At 48.3% G+C, this 16836-nt stretch carries 16 protein-coding genes; 10 read left to right on the top strand and 6 right to left on the bottom strand.

What is annotated here, in order from left to right; translation table 11 throughout:
• Positions 1-5: 5 nt before the first annotated feature.
• A complete protein-coding gene (locus Q7P67_RS04610) occupies positions 6-905 on the top strand; it encodes a diguanylate cyclase domain-containing protein (protein ID WP_303850735.1) in 900 nt (299 codons plus the stop codon).
• A 206-nt stretch (positions 906-1111) separates the two neighbouring features.
• Here Q7P67_RS04610 and Q7P67_RS04605 read toward each other — a convergent pair whose 3' ends face one another.
• Entirely contained in the window at positions 1112-3319 is a 2208-nt protein-coding gene (locus tag Q7P67_RS04605; RefSeq protein WP_303850734.1) for a molybdopterin-dependent oxidoreductase, read from the bottom strand.
• Between the two features lie 15 nt (positions 3320-3334).
• Complete coding sequence (locus Q7P67_RS04600; protein WP_303850733.1) at positions 3335-5302, bottom strand: FAD-dependent oxidoreductase; 1968 nt, start codon at positions 5300-5302, stop codon at positions 3335-3337.
• 290 nt (positions 5303-5592) lie between these two features.
• Here Q7P67_RS04600 and Q7P67_RS04595 point away from each other — a divergent pair, with 290 nt between their 5' ends.
• Entirely contained in the window at positions 5593-6108 is a 516-nt protein-coding gene (locus tag Q7P67_RS04595) for a hypothetical protein (protein ID WP_303850732.1), read from the top strand.
• Positions 6108-6992, top strand: a complete 885-nt coding sequence (locus Q7P67_RS04590) for a formyltransferase family protein (RefSeq protein WP_303850731.1) — start codon at positions 6108-6110, stop codon at positions 6990-6992. The genes Q7P67_RS04595 and Q7P67_RS04590 overlap by 1 nt, the downstream gene beginning before the upstream one ends.
• A gap of 122 nt (positions 6993-7114) precedes the next feature.
• Here the strand turns inward: Q7P67_RS04590 and larA are convergent, their stop codons facing one another.
• The 4 genes from larA to Q7P67_RS04570 are packed head-to-tail and all read right to left on the bottom strand — an operon-like array spanning position 7115 to position 10429.
• Positions 7115-8407, bottom strand: coding sequence for a nickel-dependent lactate racemase (gene larA, locus Q7P67_RS04585; RefSeq protein WP_303850730.1), 1293 nt, complete (start codon positions 8405-8407; stop codon positions 7115-7117).
• Positions 8367-9356 (bottom strand): GTP 3',8-cyclase MoaA, encoded by a 990-nt coding sequence (gene moaA, locus Q7P67_RS04580; protein ID WP_303850729.1) that lies wholly within the window; start codon positions 9354-9356, stop codon positions 8367-8369. The genes larA and moaA overlap by 41 nt, the downstream gene beginning before the upstream one ends.
• The gene (gene tatC / locus Q7P67_RS04575; RefSeq protein ID WP_303850728.1) at positions 9343-10110 is read right to left on the bottom strand and encodes a twin-arginine translocase subunit TatC; all 768 of its coding nucleotides are present in this window, start codon (positions 10108-10110) and stop codon (positions 9343-9345) included. Before tatC ends, moaA begins: the two co-directional genes overlap by 14 nt.
• On the bottom strand, positions 10103-10429 hold the full coding sequence (locus Q7P67_RS04570) for a twin-arginine translocase TatA/TatE family subunit (protein ID WP_303850727.1): 327 nt from the start codon (positions 10427-10429) through the stop codon (positions 10103-10105). Before Q7P67_RS04570 ends, tatC begins: the two co-directional genes overlap by 8 nt.
• Before the next feature lie 357 nt (positions 10430-10786).
• Here Q7P67_RS04570 and Q7P67_RS04565 point away from each other — a divergent pair, with 357 nt between their 5' ends.
• The 7 genes from Q7P67_RS04565 (at position 10787) to yajC (ending at position 16835) form a co-directional block, all read left to right on the top strand.
• Positions 10787-11452: a RadC family protein gene (locus tag Q7P67_RS04565; RefSeq protein WP_303850726.1), complete on the top strand. Its 666-nt coding sequence runs from the start codon at positions 10787-10789 to the stop codon at positions 11450-11452.
• Entirely contained in the window at positions 11449-12336 is an 888-nt protein-coding gene (locus Q7P67_RS04560) for a complex I NDUFA9 subunit family protein (protein ID WP_303850725.1), read from the top strand. The genes Q7P67_RS04565 and Q7P67_RS04560 overlap by 4 nt, the downstream gene beginning before the upstream one ends.
• 100 nt (positions 12337-12436) lie before the next feature.
• The gene (ndk, locus tag Q7P67_RS04555) at positions 12437-12850 is read left to right on the top strand and encodes a nucleoside-diphosphate kinase (RefSeq protein ID WP_303850724.1); all 414 of its coding nucleotides are present in this window, start codon (positions 12437-12439) and stop codon (positions 12848-12850) included.
• A gap of 69 nt (positions 12851-12919) precedes the next feature.
• Positions 12920-14296, top strand: a complete 1377-nt coding sequence (gene thrC, locus Q7P67_RS04550) for a threonine synthase (RefSeq protein ID WP_369695996.1) — start codon at positions 12920-12922, stop codon at positions 14294-14296.
• Positions 14289-15305, top strand: coding sequence for a tRNA preQ1(34) S-adenosylmethionine ribosyltransferase-isomerase QueA (queA, locus tag Q7P67_RS04545; protein WP_369695995.1), 1017 nt, complete (start codon positions 14289-14291; stop codon positions 15303-15305). Before thrC ends, queA begins: the two co-directional genes overlap by 8 nt.
• A 99-nt stretch (positions 15306-15404) precedes the next feature.
• Positions 15405-16514, top strand: coding sequence for a tRNA guanosine(34) transglycosylase Tgt (gene tgt / locus Q7P67_RS04540; protein ID WP_303850720.1), 1110 nt, complete (start codon positions 15405-15407; stop codon positions 16512-16514).
• Positions 16515-16835, top strand: a complete 321-nt coding sequence (gene yajC / locus Q7P67_RS04535; protein WP_303850719.1) for a preprotein translocase subunit YajC — start codon at positions 16515-16517, stop codon at positions 16833-16835. It abuts the gene before it with no gap.
• Position 16836 lies beyond the last annotated feature (1 nt).

Raw genomic sequence — 16836 nt, 5'->3', positions numbered from 1 at the left:
CAGATATGAAAATACTCATTCTCGACGACGACGTTAATATCCTCGCCTCCATGAAAAGGAACCTCAGACGTTTCGATATATCACTCTTCAGCAACCCGCACGAGGCAATAGCGGCGCTGGACAGCGGTACTTTTGCCGTAGCTCTTTCCGATATGCAGATGCCCGGACTTAACGGCGTGGATTTCCTTGAACACGTAAAAACCGTTTCACCGCAGACTATAAGAATAATGCTTACAGGTTACGCTAATCTGAACAACACTATGGACGCCATCAACAAAGCGAGTGTTCACCGCTTCCTCACAAAGCCGTTCGACATAAATAATCTGGCATGTGTTCTTGAAGATGCTCTTGAACTCTACAGACAGACCAGCGAACAGCAAACCAGAACGCAGGAATATCTGCACCAGTCCATGCACGATGCACTCACAGGACTTCCGAACCGTACGATGCTTGCAGACCGAATTGAAGTTGCAATGCACCGCTGCACCAGAGAGCTGACAATCTGCGCGCTGCTCTTTATAGACCTTAACAAATTCAAGCCTATAAACGATACATTCGGTCACAAAGTCGGCGACGAAGTGCTGTGCGAGGTCGCACACAGACTTAAAAACGGGCTGAGAAGCGCAGACACAGTGGCACGAATAGGCGGAGACGAATTTGTTATACTTCTTCAGGATATAAAAGAGCCTCAGGATGCGGCAGCGCTGGCAGAAAAACTGCTGAGAAACATGGAGAAACCGATAATCTCAAGCACTGGTATCGAGTGCAGTGTGGGTGCCAGCATAGGAGTAACTCTTTTCAGCAATGCGGACGTTCCTGCCGAAGCAGTTATTGAAAGAGCAGACCGTCTCATGTATGAAGCGAAAAAAGACGGCGGAAAATCCCGCGTGATAACAGACTTATGAAAATACCAGATCGCCGCGGCGCTGTATTCGACAATTAGTAAAGAGCAGACTTATTCAGCCTTCGGTCTGTGCTCTTCGCGAAGATGTAAATCAGTGTCAATGCGAAAAACTGTAAGCTGACGAAGCAATCTCATTAAATTTGAAGCTGCGACTCAACAAAAAAAGCCGACACAAGGTCGGCTTTTTTTATCAATTATTCTTGATTATCAGAATTCTTTTGTCACGCAGACAACGCCCTTAGCGATATCGGCACATTCTGCGGAGGTAACCTTTTCAACGACAACGGGGAAATGATATTCTCTGTGCTCGCCGGTTGCGGGAACATAGGATTTCGCCGTCATTATATTGGTATGATATCTGGGGTTGATTGGCATAATGCACTCTTTCTGAGAGGGTTTCGCATATGTGTACGCCGTCTTTTCCCATTTGTTTGTTTTAACTTTTGCGATGTGTCCGTCAACCTCGCCCATATCCATGTCCTGAGCACCGAAGATGGGTGCAACTTCACATTTGAATGTGTCATATGCACATGCGCATACTTCCGAGCCGATTATCTCGCCAAGATATGCCGCAGTCTGAACGTGTGTCTTCTGTGTGCCCTTCGCCATTACAACGCGGTTAACGGGAACAAGCCTGCCGTCCAGAGTGGTGAAGGTTCCAACTGTTTCAAGGCTGTCCTTGACGCCCAGCAGAACGTGTGCGTTTTTCGCAGAACCGTCTTTGAACAGATCAACCGCAACGAAAGTTCCGGCTTTGCTGAAAGCAGCCTCAAGGTTTTTGGCATGGGGGCAGCTCTTAACGCCGTTAAACCCTGCGCTGATAAGCAGTTTTATCTTTCCGGCGTTCAGGTCGCTTTCAAGCTGTTTTGCTGAGTATCCGCCCATGAACCCGGCGACGATGGCGCCCATATGGTTCACCTGATCGTTCAGAACAATAACTGATTTCAGTTTTTCCTGACCGATGAAGTCGCAGAAGGCAAGCACAGCCTCGGCGGGTGTACCTGAGAGCATGTATTCGTTGCCTATAATCACTGAAACCTTTTTCGCTTTCGCAAGGTGTGCGGGAATATATCTGTTCGGATCGTTTTCGACTTCGATAACGTTCTTGTTTGACGAGGGCTTAGGAGCAGATGCGTCCTGTTTCATCTCTTCAAGAGCGCCTGCGAAATCACCGTATTCAGCCATGAATGACTTGGCGACAAATGTTTCGTATTCATATTTTCTTGTTCCGGCGGTATAGAGCAGAGCGCCGTTTTTGATTACCGCGCTCATGACCTTATGTTTAACGCCGACGCACTCTCTGCGGAAATCAGCACCTATAACGAATACCATGTCGCTGTCTGCAACGTCGTCCAGAGTGCCGATATTCTCCATAGTGCCGAACTTTTCTGCATACTTTGCGTAGAAATCGCCGTAATACAGGTCGGTTTCGCATGTATAGTTTGAAGAACCGATAGAGGTCATAAGTTTCTTATAAGCCGCGTATGCTTCGTTTGTAAGGGATGCTGATGCGATGAGAGCGACTTCGGAGCCTTTCAGTCCGGCAATTTTGCCTTTCAGAAGCGCCGTAGCCTCGTCCCAGTTAGTGTCCTTGCCGTTGATGGCGGGATGAAGGGCTCTTGATTCACTGTCCAGATATTTGTAGGCGAATCTGTCGGATGATGATATCTGACCGCTGCCCACCGCTGTTGCGCGCATTATCTGTCCGTCCTTCATACCGTATTCCACCTGTTCGCCGCAGGGAGAGAAAACGGAGGAGGTAACGACGTTTTCCAGATCCCACACCCTTGCAGAGTGGTGGAACTGGGCATCAAGAAGCGCGCCCACAGGGCATCTGTCTATACATGTGCCGCAGAAGTCACATTTCAGAGTGTCGCCCTTAGCAGGTGTAACATGGTTAAAGAAGCCCCTGTCCTCCATTTTGAGGGCAGAGCAGCCTGTCATTTCATGGCAGGATTTTATACATTTTTCGCACAGAACGCAGAGGTTCTGGTTATAGACTATCTTGTTCCATTTCACCACAGGATCTTTCGGTTTATCAGATGTGACTATCTCATCCATCATGCCGAACTCGTATGCGGTGTTCTGGAGCTCGCACTCGCCGGCTTTGTCGCACACGGGACAGTCCAGCGGGTGTTTTATGAGGATGAAGTCGAGCATCTGCTTTCTGTTCGCCCACACCCTTTCGTTTTCGGTGTCAATCTTCATGCCGTCCATTGCGTAGGTTACGCAGGCAGCCTGAAGCCTGTCCGCGCCGTCCACCTCAACAAGACAGAGTCTGCACGCACCCGTGGGTGTGATGTCTTTCAGGTAGCACAGTGTTGGAATCTTTATCCCGTTTCTGTTTGCGACATCGAGAATGGACTCGCCCTCGCTGAAAGAATAGGGTTTATTATTTATGATAATTTCAGCCATCTTGTCCGCTCCGCCTTATTTCGTTCCAAGACCGACCATTGCCATGCGCACGCAGCGAAGACATCTGGTAGCCTCGTCATAAGCCTGTTGAAGTGTGAAGGATTTCTCCACCTCTTCATAGTTGTTGCGTCTTGCCTCGCCCGACATCTTGTGCTGGTGCACTCTGTGGATCGTGGGTGTCTCCATATTGCAGACCTTTTCAGCCTTATCGAACACCTTGTTCTTATAAAGTGAAACCTCAAGAGTTTCCATCTCCGTAAGGTAGGGTTCGCCGGATTCGAGGAAGCGGTCTATCATGATGGCAGACCAGCGCGCAGCGCCTATAGCCTTAACAACCGTCATGGGTCCCCATTCGCAGTCGCCTGCTGAGAATATTTTCGGGTCGGTGGTGTCATAAAGGTCGTCTCTGACCTTAAACGTGTTCCATTTCGTAACGGCAATGCCGTCTTTTTCCGTGAGGAAGGTCAGATCTGTGAACTGACCGATGGCAGGGATGATCACATCGCAGGGAATTATCTTTTCAGAGCCGGCCTTGGGTTCGGGCTTGCGTCTGCCGGATTCGTCCGGTTCGCCCAGAACCATCTCAACAACCTCAACGCCCACAACCTTTCCGTTCTCTGCTATAACCTTTGTAGGGTTCCAGAGGAAGTGGAAATTGATGCCCTCTTCGATGGCGTCTTCAATCTCGTAGTCCTCTGCGGGCATTTCCGCGCGTGAACGTCTGTATACGAGGTTTACGTCTGTGGAACCTTCGCGCAGGGCAACCCGCACGCAGTCGATAGCGGTGTTACCGCCACCCACAACGACAACCTTTTTACCTTTAACTCCCGTATCCTTACCTTCCGCCTGTTCGCGGAGGAAACCGATACCGCTGGGGAAAACGCCTTCGTATCCGTCTTTTTCACCCTCGATGCCCATGTCTCTTGATTTCCATGCGCCGATGGTGATAAGAACAGCGTCATAATTCTTTTTAAGATAATCGATGGTGATGTCGTCTTTCTCACCGCCGAGTTTTTTGCCGTATTCAATCTCAACGCCGAGGGACTTGATTATGTCCGCTTCGCGGCGCAGAAGGTGACGGGGCTGTCTGTAGTCAGGAATACCGAGAGCAACCATACCTCCGGGCTCCTGCATCCATTCATATATTTTCACTGAATAGCCCATCAGAGCGAGGTAGTAAGCCGCTGTGAGACCTGCGGGACCCGCACCGACGATACCGACCTTTTTACCTTTTTCCGGCGCTTTTTCAGGCAGTTTCGGAGTTTTGTTGTTGTAATATTCGTAATCCCACGGTGCGCGTTTCAGAACCATGATGCTTACGGGTGTGTCGTCAACCAGACCTCTGCGGCAGTTCGCTTCGCAGGGGTGGGGGCAGACGCGTCCGCAGACGCCGGGAAGAGGCATTGTCTCGCGGATTGTAGCCAGTGCGTCAAGGTATCTGTGGTCTTTTATCTGTTCGATGAACTCAGGAATCTGAACGTTCGCAGGGCAGCCCGCTGTGCAGGGCGCAGTGACCTTGCGGAAGAACTCCATTCCGTCCTTGTTCGCCTGTTTTGCTATCTGATCTTTAAAGTGTGTCAGGAAAAGTCTTACGGGGATGGTGGATGTGGGGGCTACGGTACATTTCGCCGAATTGAAGATTGACTCCGCCATCTCCACCGTTTTTTCGATGTCGGAGCTTTCGCAGGCGCCTGCTCTCATCTTCATGAGCTGTTCAGCCAGAAGACGCGTACCGACCCTGCCGGGGAAGCATCGTCCGCAGCATCCGTGCCCGCTTATCTCAAGCATATAATTGGCAAGAGCAGCCAGAATGTCTGCGTTTTCATCAAAAACAAGGAAGCCGTCCCAATCAATAAAGACTTTGAGCGGTTTGCCTCTGTACTCGTCAGGCGTTTTGAACGGCGATTCCGTCCACTCCGACCTGTCTTTTCCTCTGTTGTCTATTTTGGTATCCTTATAGTACCCGTAGCAAACTTGTGCCATTACACACTCCACGGAAATTTATCTTTATGCACCGATATGCACTAATACGGCAATGGTATACTGTATACAATTTCGTATAACACAATTATAAATCCATGTCTATAATTTTGTTAGATTTTGCCGAGTGTAAAAACAGCGTAGGCAAATTCCTTTAACACGCCTAAACTACGCTGATTTAAGCTCTATATGATATTCAGTAAAGATGAACTTATGCTCTGGTGGAAACTGTCTGATTTTTTTGATATCATTAAAACGGTTGCAATGTTCTATAATTTCCGGGGTTTAATATCATGAAAAACACAATTGTATTTTTTATCTTTCTTTTCACCGTTCAGGCATTCGCATCGGCAACGGTGGACATAAACGTTATTCACGAACGTTCGTCATTCGAGATAAAAGAGACTGTATGCGGATGGGAACCAGACCCCGAAAAAGGGTTCATGCCGGACGGAAACGGATGTTTTTTCACCGCGTACGGAATGAAGGCACCCCTGAAAGGTTTCAGCATAGTCCCCAGAACAGGCGACGTGCCCATGCCCGCCAGAGCGGCGTATTATATTCAGTTTCTGGGTCCGGATATTCCGGCACAGGAAAACCTCCACGCGGAGGTGACTTCCGGCGGAAAACAGGTGCGCGCAATTCAATCAATCTTCCACGACAACACGCTTCAGGGCATGGGTGTACTGAATACAGGTGAAGGCATAAGACTTTACAGCGATGCGGAACCGTCGTATATGTACATCTATATAATAACCGTCATTGTGATAATAATCGGAGTGGCGCTCATTGTGAGGCGTAAAAAATAATGAACATAACCCTGTTCACAGCCAATGTTACGGGAATGATGCTTCTGGAAGACCTGAAAGCGGAAGGGCTGTTTCCACGCGTTGTCACCTATGCCAGAGGATTCCAGCGGACAGGTCTCGCCTGTGATTTTGAGCGGTTTGAAAAGGATTTTATAGTCACCTACCTCAGCTCAAACAACTTTTCCGAATGTTCGGATATTCTTGGTGATATAGGACTGCCTGTCTGCATCGACTTCACTAAGGATTTTTTCGAGGGCGCGGAGTTTCCGGTTATATACGCCCATCCGTCCCTGCTCCCGCTATACAGAGGCTACAGTGCCGTCACAGAGCAGTTCGAGCGGGGTGTCGCGGTTGGCGGGGCTTCTTTTTACCTTCGCAGTGAAAAAATAGACGGCGGCGACATAGTTTTTCAAACGCCGTTGCGCATCGGATTCGAGGACTATCCCGAAGATTACCTGGCAAAATACGCTGTAACCTGTGCGGAGTTCATTAAGGCACTGAATGTAAAGGGTATTGAAGGCTTCATACCTGTCCGGCAGGACGACGCATACGCCGTTTATCTCCAGAGAAAACGCACGCGGGATGCACTTATAGATTTCAACCGCGATTCTTTCAGCCTTTACAACCACATCCGCGCATACAGCAAACCCTATTTCGGCTCATATTTTCTGAGCAATGGACAAAAATTCGTTATCTGGCGGGCAAAACCGGAAAAATGGCAGGGAGATTACGGAAAAGCCGGCTGTGTTTTGAATATATCCGACGACGGCATAGAGATAGCCTGCGGCAGCGGAACAATACTTTTAACGGATGTGGAAGGCTTCAAACCGGAGGAATTCCCTTTCGCCATTGGAGACTGTATAGGAAGGATGTTCAGCATATGAGTTGTAACATGCCTGCAATAACAAATAGCCGTCTCTGCGAGGGCTGAAAGCCCGCGGCAGTCTGTTCCACACAGCCTGCGTATCAGATCGCGTCGTCATTGTATTTATTGAGAAAACACCAATTATTTTACAAACAAATCGGCTGGATAAGGCACGAAACCGATCCGGTCGGCACCTTCCGCAAGTACGGAAACTGCTGAAATATCGGCAAGTTTCAGAAACCCCATTCGCTCACAGTCATGGTCTGAGAAATCGGAATAGAGGTACACTTCGAACCGCTCCAGATTGCTTTTAAGGTTAAAGGCGGTCTGGCGGTTTATCTTATAGTCGTCCATCAGCCCTTTAAGCATCTCCGCACTGTACCGCACATCGAAAAAATCTTCGAAGAATTTGTTGCCGTAGCCGTCGGGGCACTGCGCGAAAAAGACTATACGCCCCCCCTCTTTGGCAAGGGGCAGAACTCTGTCAAGATATTTCTGGGACTGTATCATATTGATATCTTTAGGATATCCGCCTGCACTTACAAAAAGGAGGTCAAATTCGTTCTCCGCCTCGTAAAGGCAATAGGAATCCAGTCTGCTGCAGGCCTCGATATGAGACATAAAGAGGTCGCCGCACACCATATCCGCTATGTTGCCGTCTTCGGTGAGGATGGTGTTCACAGCGTAAAAGGTGTGACCGGAACGGGCAATCATCAGCGCATCCACGATATCATCGTGAACAGGGTTGTGTTTCAGATTTCCTGTGACCGCTTTGTCGTGGCGTTTTCTAAGCATGGGGTCGATTGCGAGCTTATGGTTCGCAGTGATAGCTTTGTGTCCGGCTATTCCGGGGAAAATAAGTTTTCTTCCGCCGCCGTAGCCTGCGAAATAGTGATAGCTGACTGACCCGATGGTGATTACAGTGTCGTGGAGTCTGTATGCCTTGTTCAGAAGGACGGTGGTTTTACGCTTGGTTATGCCGTAAAAATCCATATCGGCATAGTTTTCACTGTCGTGGCGAATGATATTGTCAGCATATTTTTCATAGATATCAGGGGTCATTATCTTGTTAAGTTCAGCAATTGTGGGCTGTCTGTGTGTACCGACGGCTATTATGAAATCGAGCTGTTTACCTTTGTTTTCAGCATAAGCCGTGAGTTGAGGCAATATCTTTTCCGCGCCGGATTTTCTTGTGGCATCGGGCAGAATGACGAGGATTTTCTCTGCGTCGTCAATGGTTTCATAGAGCGACGGACTCATAACACCTTCCGCAGACAGAACATTATCTATCTCTTCCTGTGTCATGGCTGTCATATTTTTCTGAGTTTTTATTACCTCCGCCGCTTTCGGCAGAGCTATTTCGACGTTATCGTTCCCGCAGGCAAGACTGAATCTATCCGCCGATCTTTGACATTGTTCTTTTGAATCCCTCATCCCTATGCTCCGACATCAGATGATGCTCTTTCTCTTTCAGGTGCAGTCCGTTGATAATCTCTCTGCGCACAGCCTCTCTGTCTCCGCTTCTGATGGCGGGCATAAGGTCTATCTCCGCATCTGAGAGAAGACACGGGCGGAGTTTTCCGTCCGCTGTGATGCGCAGTTTGTCGCAATCGGCGCAGAAGTGGTTTGAGATAGGCGTGATTATGCCTATTTTCGCGCCGTTGGACAGTCTGTAGTTGACTGCGGGACCTGCGAGCTTATCTTTCTGAATCTCTTCGTATTTGTATTTTGTGCCGATAATTTCAAGAATTTCCTTGCCTGTGATGGTTCCCGTATCCTTCCATTCATCGAAGTTGCCGACGGGCATGAACTCGATAAAGCGGACATTGATATCGTTCTCCTTTGCAAACTCGCAGAAATCCAGAATCTCGTCGTGGTTGAAGTTCTTTATTGCAACGGTGTTGGTCTTAACGCCAAGCCCGATGCTCTTGGCATACTGTATGCCTTCAAGTATCTGAGCCATCCCGAAACCGCCTGTTATGGCGGCGTAGCGCTCCTCTTTAAGTGAGTCGAGACTGACGTTTATCCTTCTGATACCCGCCGCTTTGATACTGTCGGCATGGCGTTTCAGCAGCGAACCGTTTGTTGTGATGGTTACTTCCTCAATACCTTCGAGCTTCCCTATCTTTTCCAGAAAAACATCGACCCCGCGACGCACGAGGGGTTCGCCGCCTGTCACCCGCACTTTGCGGACGCCAAGTTCGACGAACACCTCCACTGCGAGCATCATCTCCTCGTATGAGAGGATGTTCGGGTGTGGTATGAAGTTAAAATCGTGTATCGGCATACAGTATCTGCATCTGAAATTGCATCTGTCGGTGATGGATATCCTGAGATATCTTATCTCCCTGCCGAATTTGTCAGTAATTTTAGGCGTAGACATCTTCCTCTTTAATCTCGCGTTTGCGTCCGAAAATTTTTGCAACAAAGACGCTCACTTCGTAAAGTATAATCATGGGACATGCCATCATCATCTGTGAAAATACGTCGGGGGGGGTGAGTATCGCCGCGATGATGAAGATACCGAGATATGAATATTTCCTGTATTTGTGCATCATTCCTGATGTTATGAAGCCCATCTTCGCAAGGAAAAAGGTGAAAACAGGCATTTCGAACACGAATCCGAATGCCATTATCATCTTCGTAAAGAACCCGAGATATTCCTCAAGGGACAGATTAGCCGTTATGGAACCCTGCGCATATGTCAGGAAAAACTTGAAACCGAACGGAAATGCCCCGTAATAGGCAAATGCGGCTCCGCCGAGGAACAGCAGTGTCGCTGATATCACGAATGATACGATATACTTTTTCTCCTGCGCATAAAGACCGGGGGCGATGAACCTCCACAGTTCATAGAATATTGCAGGCATACTGAAAAAAACGGCAACAACAGCGCAGAGCTTCAGCTCCACAAAAAAACCTTCCGTGATTTTTATCATGGACAGGGTTGAGTGTTCAGGCAAGACCGCAACAAGGGGAGCGGTTATGAAATCCATAAAAAACTTGCTCTGGTTATAAACAACACTAAAAACAATAATAACTATTATAAATATGCGGATAAGCCTTTTTCTCAGCTCTTCCAGATGTTCCATAAGGGGTTGTTTTGCTTCAACACCCGAATCTTTTTCTTTAGGCATCCTGTTTCTTCTCCTCCGCCTTAACAGGCTCCTCTTTCGCAGGTTCCGCCTTCACCGGTTCAGCGTCAACGATCTCCGGTTCGTCTTTAACAGTGTCTTTGTAATGTTCTTCGTAAACCTTCTGTGCGGGGCTTGGTTTGGGTTTGCCCGCTTCCTCAACACCGACGTTAACGGCATCTTTGAACTCATCCATATACTTTCTGAATTCTCCGTATGCCTTTCCGAGTCCTTTTGCTATTTCGGGCAGCTTCTTTGGACCGACAACCACCAGTGCGATGGCAAGAATCAATATTATTTCTCCGAATCCGAGTCCGAACATATCCTCACCTCCCATTGAGATAATATTAAATTGACCGCAAAAAGCAAGAAACGTTTTCGATTAGACACTCAAAAATGACTTCCTGTCATTTTTTCGCAAATCAAAACACAGGATAAACCCGTCCTTTGCTCACACTTCTATAATTTTTGTCATAAAATGATAAAAATTAAGACTGTTGAAAAACTTAATTTAATGCTCCGCCCTTTCAGTAATGGCAGAGGTTTTTCGTATTTAATTCGCATAAAACAGCAGGGATGTTTTGCTAGCCAAGCAAAGCAACTCATATTTTATTGACCGCGGGCACATCACTTTGTCTAATCATTTACACTTTTGTCCCGCTTATGATATATTTAAGTAATGAAAGAACACTACACCGGACACAGACAGAGGCTCAAGCAGAGGTTTTCCAAAGAGCCGGAATCACTTTACGACTATGAAGTCATTGAACTGCTCCTCGGATATGTAATCAGAGGCAGGGATGTTAAGCCGCAGGCGAAGGCGCTCATAGAAAAAGCGGGCGGCATAAGCGGCGTCGCCGGATATTCCATGGCGGATGTGGAAGGGCTCGGAGAAGAGGCTAAATTTTTCTTCTCTGTGCTGAAAGAGCTCTATTCCAGAATAAGCTACGAGGAAATAGAACTTGAGGCGGTCACCATTGACAAACCTGAAAAAGCGGCATCGTTCCTCCGTTTCCGCATAGGCTATGAGCAGAAAGAACAGTTTTTCGCCCTGTTCATGGACGTTAATAAGAAACTTCTGGGCTACCGCACTTTCTTTAAAGGGACTGTGGACAGACTTTCCGTCTATCCAAGGGAGATAGCCGAGGAAGCACTCAGAAAGAAAGCTAGCTTCGTCATAGTGGCACACAACCACCCGTCAGGCAATCTGAGCCCTTCGGAGGACGACATAGCCCTGACAGATAAGCTGATAAAAGCGCTCGGCGCACTGGATATAGTCATGGCTGACCATATAATAGTCAGCAGGACAGGTTTTTTCAGTTTCAGGAAGGAGCATGTCATATGAAAAAAGTATTGGTTACAGGAGCTACAGGCTTTGTTGGGAACGCGGTAATTGAATCGCTGAACAGACACGGATACACACCCTATGCCCTTGTGCGCAAGGGCAGCGAAAAAAAACTGGGGCACCCTGCTGTGGAGCTTTACGGTGATGTGCTTGACAATATGAGTCTTGCCAAAGCGATGCACGGAATGGACGCTGTCATCCACCTTGTGGGTATAATCCGCGAATTTCCGGAAAAATGGATAACCTTTGAGAACATGCACTCAAGAGCGTCCGAAAACGTTGCGTCCGCAGCCGCGGAAAACGGAGTCAAGCGGTTCATCCACATGTCCGCCAACGGAACCCGTGAGGATGCGGTCAGCATGTACCATATAACCAAATGCCGCGGGGAGAACGCAGTCACGTCCAAGGGACTTGACTACACAATCTTCCGCCCGTCGCTCATATACGGACCGCAGGACACTTTCATAAACATGCTCGCTGACTATATGAAAAAGACTCCGGTTTTCAGCTACTTCGGCGACGGTTCATACCCCATGCAGCCGGTATACGTCCAGGACGTTGCGGACTGCTTTGTAAAAGCTATAGATACACCTGAAACCATTGGCAAAACCTACAGCCTTTGCGGACCGGACGTTGTTTCATATAAAGGGCTTCTTAAAATGATAAGCGCCGTGTTGGGCAGGAATCACCTTCTTTTGCCTGTACCGGAGATATTCATAAGGGCAGCAATAGGGATGTTCGGGAAGACCGACTGGTTTCCCATCACCAAAGATCAGTTCATAATGCTCACCGAGGGAAACGTCTGCAGTGACGACAGTGCGTTCAGTGTTCTGGGCATCGAGAGGCACAGGCTGGAAGAGACAGTGCGCAGCTATCTCAGGTGATGTTGCATTTATGTAAGCCGTCTGAAAAAAATTGCATATCTTTTTAACTTATGATAGAGCATACATGCACAAATAAAACAAACAAACAAGAGGATTAACGATGGAAAGAACATTCGCAATCATCAAACCCGACGCAACAGCGAAAGGCAATGCAGGCGCTATCATCAGCAGAATCGAAAAAGAGGGCTTTAAAATAGTCGGTCTTAAAAAAATGCACATGACAAAAGCTGAAGCGGAAGGCTTCTATGCAGTTCATGCGGCACGTCCCTTCTTCAACGACCTTACAAACTTTATGTGCAGCGCCCCCTGCATAGTTATGGTCCTTGAGAAAGAAAACGCCATCAAAGGCTGGCGCGACCTTATGGGCGCAACAAACCCCAAAGACGCAGCAGAAGGCACACTGAGAAAAGAGTTCGGCGAAAGCATCGACAACAACGCTACACACGGTTCCGACGCTCCCGAAACGGCAGCAGTTGAGATTGCATACTTCTTCTCTCAGCTTGAACTTGTTTAATTTTCCAAAATCAAAATAATCTGACAAGGGGGCTTTATGCCCCCTGTTTTTTCACCGGAAGAGGCAAAGATGAAATATATCAGCACAAGAGGAAAAACTACACCGGTCGGTTTCAAAGATGCCGTCATGATGGGTCTGGCGGAGGACGGAGGGCTTCTGCTCCCCGAAAAGATACCTGCGCTGACAAAAGACGAACTTGCTGCCATGTCAAAAATGACATATCCCGAACTTGCTTATGCTGTCATAAGCAAATTCGCGGACGACATCCCTGCAAACGACCTGAAAGAGCTGATAAACAGAAGCTATGCCTCATTTGACACTCCTGAGGTTGCACCCGTTATAAAGAAGGGCGAACTGTTCGTTCAGGAGCTTTTCCACGGTCCCACCTTCGCGTTCAAAGACGTTGCCCTGCAACTTCTCGGCAACCTTTTCGAATACATCCTTAAAGAGCGCGGAGAAAAGCTGAATATCATCGGTGCAACAAGCGGCGACACAGGTTCGGCTGCCATATACGGAGTTCGCGGGAAAGACAACATAAAAATATTCATACTCCACCCCGAAGGCAGGGTCAGCCGCGTGCAGAAGATGCAGATGACATCGGTAACCGATGAAAACGTTTTCAACGTCGCTGTCAACGGAACCTTTGACGACTGCCAGGACATAGTAAAGGCTATCTTTGCCGACGTTGACTTCAAAAAACAGAATAAACTCGGTGCGGTGAACTCGATCAACTGGGCAAGGGTTCTGGCTCAGGTGGTCTACTATTTCTACGGATACTTCCGGGCACAGGAACAGGGCGCGAAAAAGATACGCTTCGTCGTGCCCACAGGCAATTTCGGTAATATCTTCGCCGGATACTTTGCAATGCGCATGGGTCTGAACATTGACAAACTGATCCTCGCCACCAACGCGAACAACATCCTGTCCCGCTTTATAAACGACGGCGACTACAGCATAAAAGAGGTTGTGATAACCCACAGCCCAAGCATGGACATACAGATAGCTTCAAACTTCGAGCGTTTTTTGTATTACCTTTATAATGAGAACAGCGCTAAAGTTATCGAAAAAATGGCGGAATTGAAAGCCACAGGCAAAATCACTTTCACCGACAAAGAGATAAAAGATACGCAGAAACTGTTCGGCACTTTCAGCGCATCCAATATACTGACGGAAACTGTCATTCAGTATTTCTACAACACTTTCAGATATATCCTCGACCCCCACACCGCTTGCGGCGTAGGCGCGGCGCTGGAATTCCACGATGCGGACTACATCTGCCTTTCAACGGCGCATCCCGCTAAATTCCCGGAAGTTGCGGAAAAGGCGGCGAAGGTAAAACCCTCCGTTCCGTCCGCCATATCGGCGCTTGAGGATCTGCCTAAAAAGTGCGTCCTTATGGACAACAACATAGAAAAGGTTAAGAAATATCTTGCGGATAATATCTAAGACTCCAGTCGCCGATTACGACTTTAACCTGCCGGAAGAGCTGATAGCCCAAAATCCGGCAAAAACGCGCGGAACATCGCGTCTCATGCACATCCACCGGAAAGGCGGCGTAATATCCGACGGTGTCTTCACAGATATCATTGACATGATAGATGAAAACTGCTTTCTGGTGGTCAACTCCACCCGCGTCATGAAGGCGCGTCTCTATGCAAAAAAGCCCACAGGCGGAATCATTGAGCTGCTCGTTCTGGAAAGTATGGGGGACAACGCGTGCCTATGCCTTACAAAAGGGAACATTAAAGAAGGCACTCAACTGAATTTTCCTGAAGGCTCCGCTGTCATAGAAGAGATGCGGGAAGACGGAACGCGTCTGGTGCGTTTCAGCACCGACCCTGCGGAAGTGATGCACAAATTCGGTCATATCCCTCTTCCGCCCTATATCCGAAGAGAGGATACCGAATCCGACGCGGACAGATATCAGACGGTGTATTCAGGGGACGAGGCATCCGTCGCGGCACCCACGGCGGGACTGCATTTCACAGCAGAGATACTGGAAAAGCTGAAAGCCAAAGGGGTTCAGATACTTGAGCTGACTCTGAATATAGGCATAGGCACTTTCAGACCCGTTAAGACGGACTGGCTGGAAGACCACGATATGCACTGGGAAAAATACTATATTTCGCCGGAAACGGCAAAAGAGATAAACCATCTGCGGGCGGACGGAAGACAGCTTGTAGCTGTCGGAACCACCGCTGTCAGAGCACTGGAATCAGCTTACGAAGACGGAAACATAAAATCCGGCTACGGAGAGACCAATCTTTTCATTAAGCCCGGATATAAGTTCAAGGTCATAGACAGTATGATAACCAACTTTCACCTCCCTAAGTCCACGCTTCTGGTGCTGGTGAGCATGTTTGCGGGATACGACCTGACAATGAAGGCATACGGACACGCCGTCAAAGAAAAATATAAATTTTTCAGCTACGGCGATGCCATGTATATAGAGTAAGGTATCAGGGTTTCAGGATGAAACCTGCTTGCGTGAGCAAAACAAGGCTCTGCGAGGACAACGGACGAAGCAGTCTCATTTTTTGTAATAAGGACACAGATGTTTTCATTCAGACTTGAAGAAACGGACAACAGAGCCAGAACAGGCACTATCACAACCCCGCACGGGATAATCGAAACACCCATATTTATGCCCGTCGGTACGGTTGGCTCGGTCAAGACCATCAGCCCTCAGGAGCTTGACGATATGGGGGCTCAGATAATTCTGGGCAACACATACCACCTGCACCTGCGCCCCGGCGACGAAATTGTCGCAAAATTCGGCGGACTGGCAAAATTCAACTCATGGCATAAGCCCACCCTAACAGACAGCGGCGGGTTTCAGGTGTTCAGCCTTGCCGAGATGAACAAGATAACCGACGACGGAGTTCACTTCCGCAGCCACCTTGACGGCAGCAGACTCTTTCTGAACCCCGAACGCTCCATCGAAATACAACAGAACATCGGCGCCGACATCATGATGGCGTTTGACGAATGTGTCTCTCTGCCCGCGGAAAAGGAATATGTAAGAAAATCCGTTGAGCGCACATATCGCTGGGCTGTCCGCAGCCGCGCGGCAAAAACCAACCCGCATCAGGCGCTCTTCGGCATCATTCAGGGCGGAACAGACCACGATCTCCGCAAAATAAGCGCGGAGCAGATTACATCCATCGACTTTGACGGGTTCGCCATCGGCGGGCTTTCAGTTGGCGAGGAGATACCGCTCATGTATGAGACAACCTCATACACCACCGAATACATGCCGAAAGACAAACCCAGATATCTCATGGGCGTCGGAACTCCGCAGGATCTTCTGCACGGTATAAAATACGGAGTGGACATGTTCGACTGCGTTATGCCCACAAGAAACGCGCGCAACGCTATGCTCTTCACATCAACAGGCAAGCTGCACATAAAGAACAAGCAATGGGAACTCTCAGACGAACCTGTGGATGCTGAATGTTCATGCTACACATGCCGCAATTTCAGCCGCGGATACCTGCGCCATCTTCACAAAGCGGGAGAGTATCTTGGGCTGAGACTTAACAGTATTCATAACCTGCATTTCTATCTTTCACTTGTAAAACGTGCCAGAAATGCTATAAAGTTAGGGGTTTATGATAATTTTATGAAAGAAACGCTCGATAAAATGAGCCAAGGAGGACTATAAATGTTCAATAGTATCGCATACGCAGCGGACGCACCCGCAGCACAGGGCAGCCCTTTCGCACCTCTTCTGATGATGGTTGTGATATTCGGTATCTTCTACTTCCTGCTTATCAGACCGCAGCAGAAAAAACAGAAAGAGCATGTGAACATGCTGAACGCCATCAAAGCCGGCGACGAACTCATCACCGGAGGCGGTATCTATTGCAAAGTTACCAAAGTTCTCGACAACAACACTTTTCTGGTTGAGATAGCAGACGGAGTGACCGTTAAGCTCACCAAAAACGGAATTGCGCAGAAAGTCACCGAACAGGAGAAAAAATAAA

This window comes from Seleniivibrio woodruffii, from assembly GCF_029267515.1.
GTDB classification, from domain to species: domain Bacteria; phylum Chrysiogenota; class Deferribacteres; order Deferribacterales; family Geovibrionaceae; genus Seleniivibrio; species Seleniivibrio woodruffii_A.
Note: the sequence above shows the minus strand (reverse complement) of the source record. Positions and strands in the feature narration are given on the sequence as shown.

Coding starts and splice junctions, on each gene's coding strand:
- Q7P67_RS04610 (WP_303850735.1), top strand. CDS start 6: ATGAAAATACTCATTCTCGACGACGACGTTAATATCCTCGCCTCCATG.
- Q7P67_RS04605 (WP_303850734.1), bottom strand. CDS start 3,319: ATGGCTGAAATTATCATAAATAATAAACCCTATTCTTTCAGCGAGGGC.
- Q7P67_RS04600 (WP_303850733.1), bottom strand. CDS start 5,302: ATGGCACAAGTTTGCTACGGGTACTATAAGGATACCAAAATAGACAAC.
- Q7P67_RS04595 (WP_303850732.1), top strand. CDS start 5,593: ATGAAAAACACAATTGTATTTTTTATCTTTCTTTTCACCGTTCAGGCA.
- Q7P67_RS04590 (WP_303850731.1), top strand. CDS start 6,108: ATGAACATAACCCTGTTCACAGCCAATGTTACGGGAATGATGCTTCTG.
- larA (WP_303850730.1), bottom strand. CDS start 8,407: ATGAGGGATTCAAAAGAACAATGTCAAAGATCGGCGGATAGATTCAGT.
- moaA (WP_303850729.1), bottom strand. CDS start 9,356: ATGTCTACGCCTAAAATTACTGACAAATTCGGCAGGGAGATAAGATAT.
- tatC (WP_303850728.1), bottom strand. CDS start 10,110: ATGCCTAAAGAAAAAGATTCGGGTGTTGAAGCAAAACAACCCCTTATG.
- Q7P67_RS04570 (WP_303850727.1), bottom strand. CDS start 10,429: ATGTTCGGACTCGGATTCGGAGAAATAATATTGATTCTTGCCATCGCA.
- Q7P67_RS04565 (WP_303850726.1), top strand. CDS start 10,787: ATGAAAGAACACTACACCGGACACAGACAGAGGCTCAAGCAGAGGTTT.
- Q7P67_RS04560 (WP_303850725.1), top strand. CDS start 11,449: ATGAAAAAAGTATTGGTTACAGGAGCTACAGGCTTTGTTGGGAACGCG.
- ndk (WP_303850724.1), top strand. CDS start 12,437: ATGGAAAGAACATTCGCAATCATCAAACCCGACGCAACAGCGAAAGGC.
- thrC (WP_369695996.1), top strand. CDS start 12,920: ATGAAATATATCAGCACAAGAGGAAAAACTACACCGGTCGGTTTCAAA.
- tgt (WP_303850720.1), top strand. CDS start 15,405: ATGTTTTCATTCAGACTTGAAGAAACGGACAACAGAGCCAGAACAGGC.
- yajC (WP_303850719.1), top strand. CDS start 16,515: ATGTTCAATAGTATCGCATACGCAGCGGACGCACCCGCAGCACAGGGC.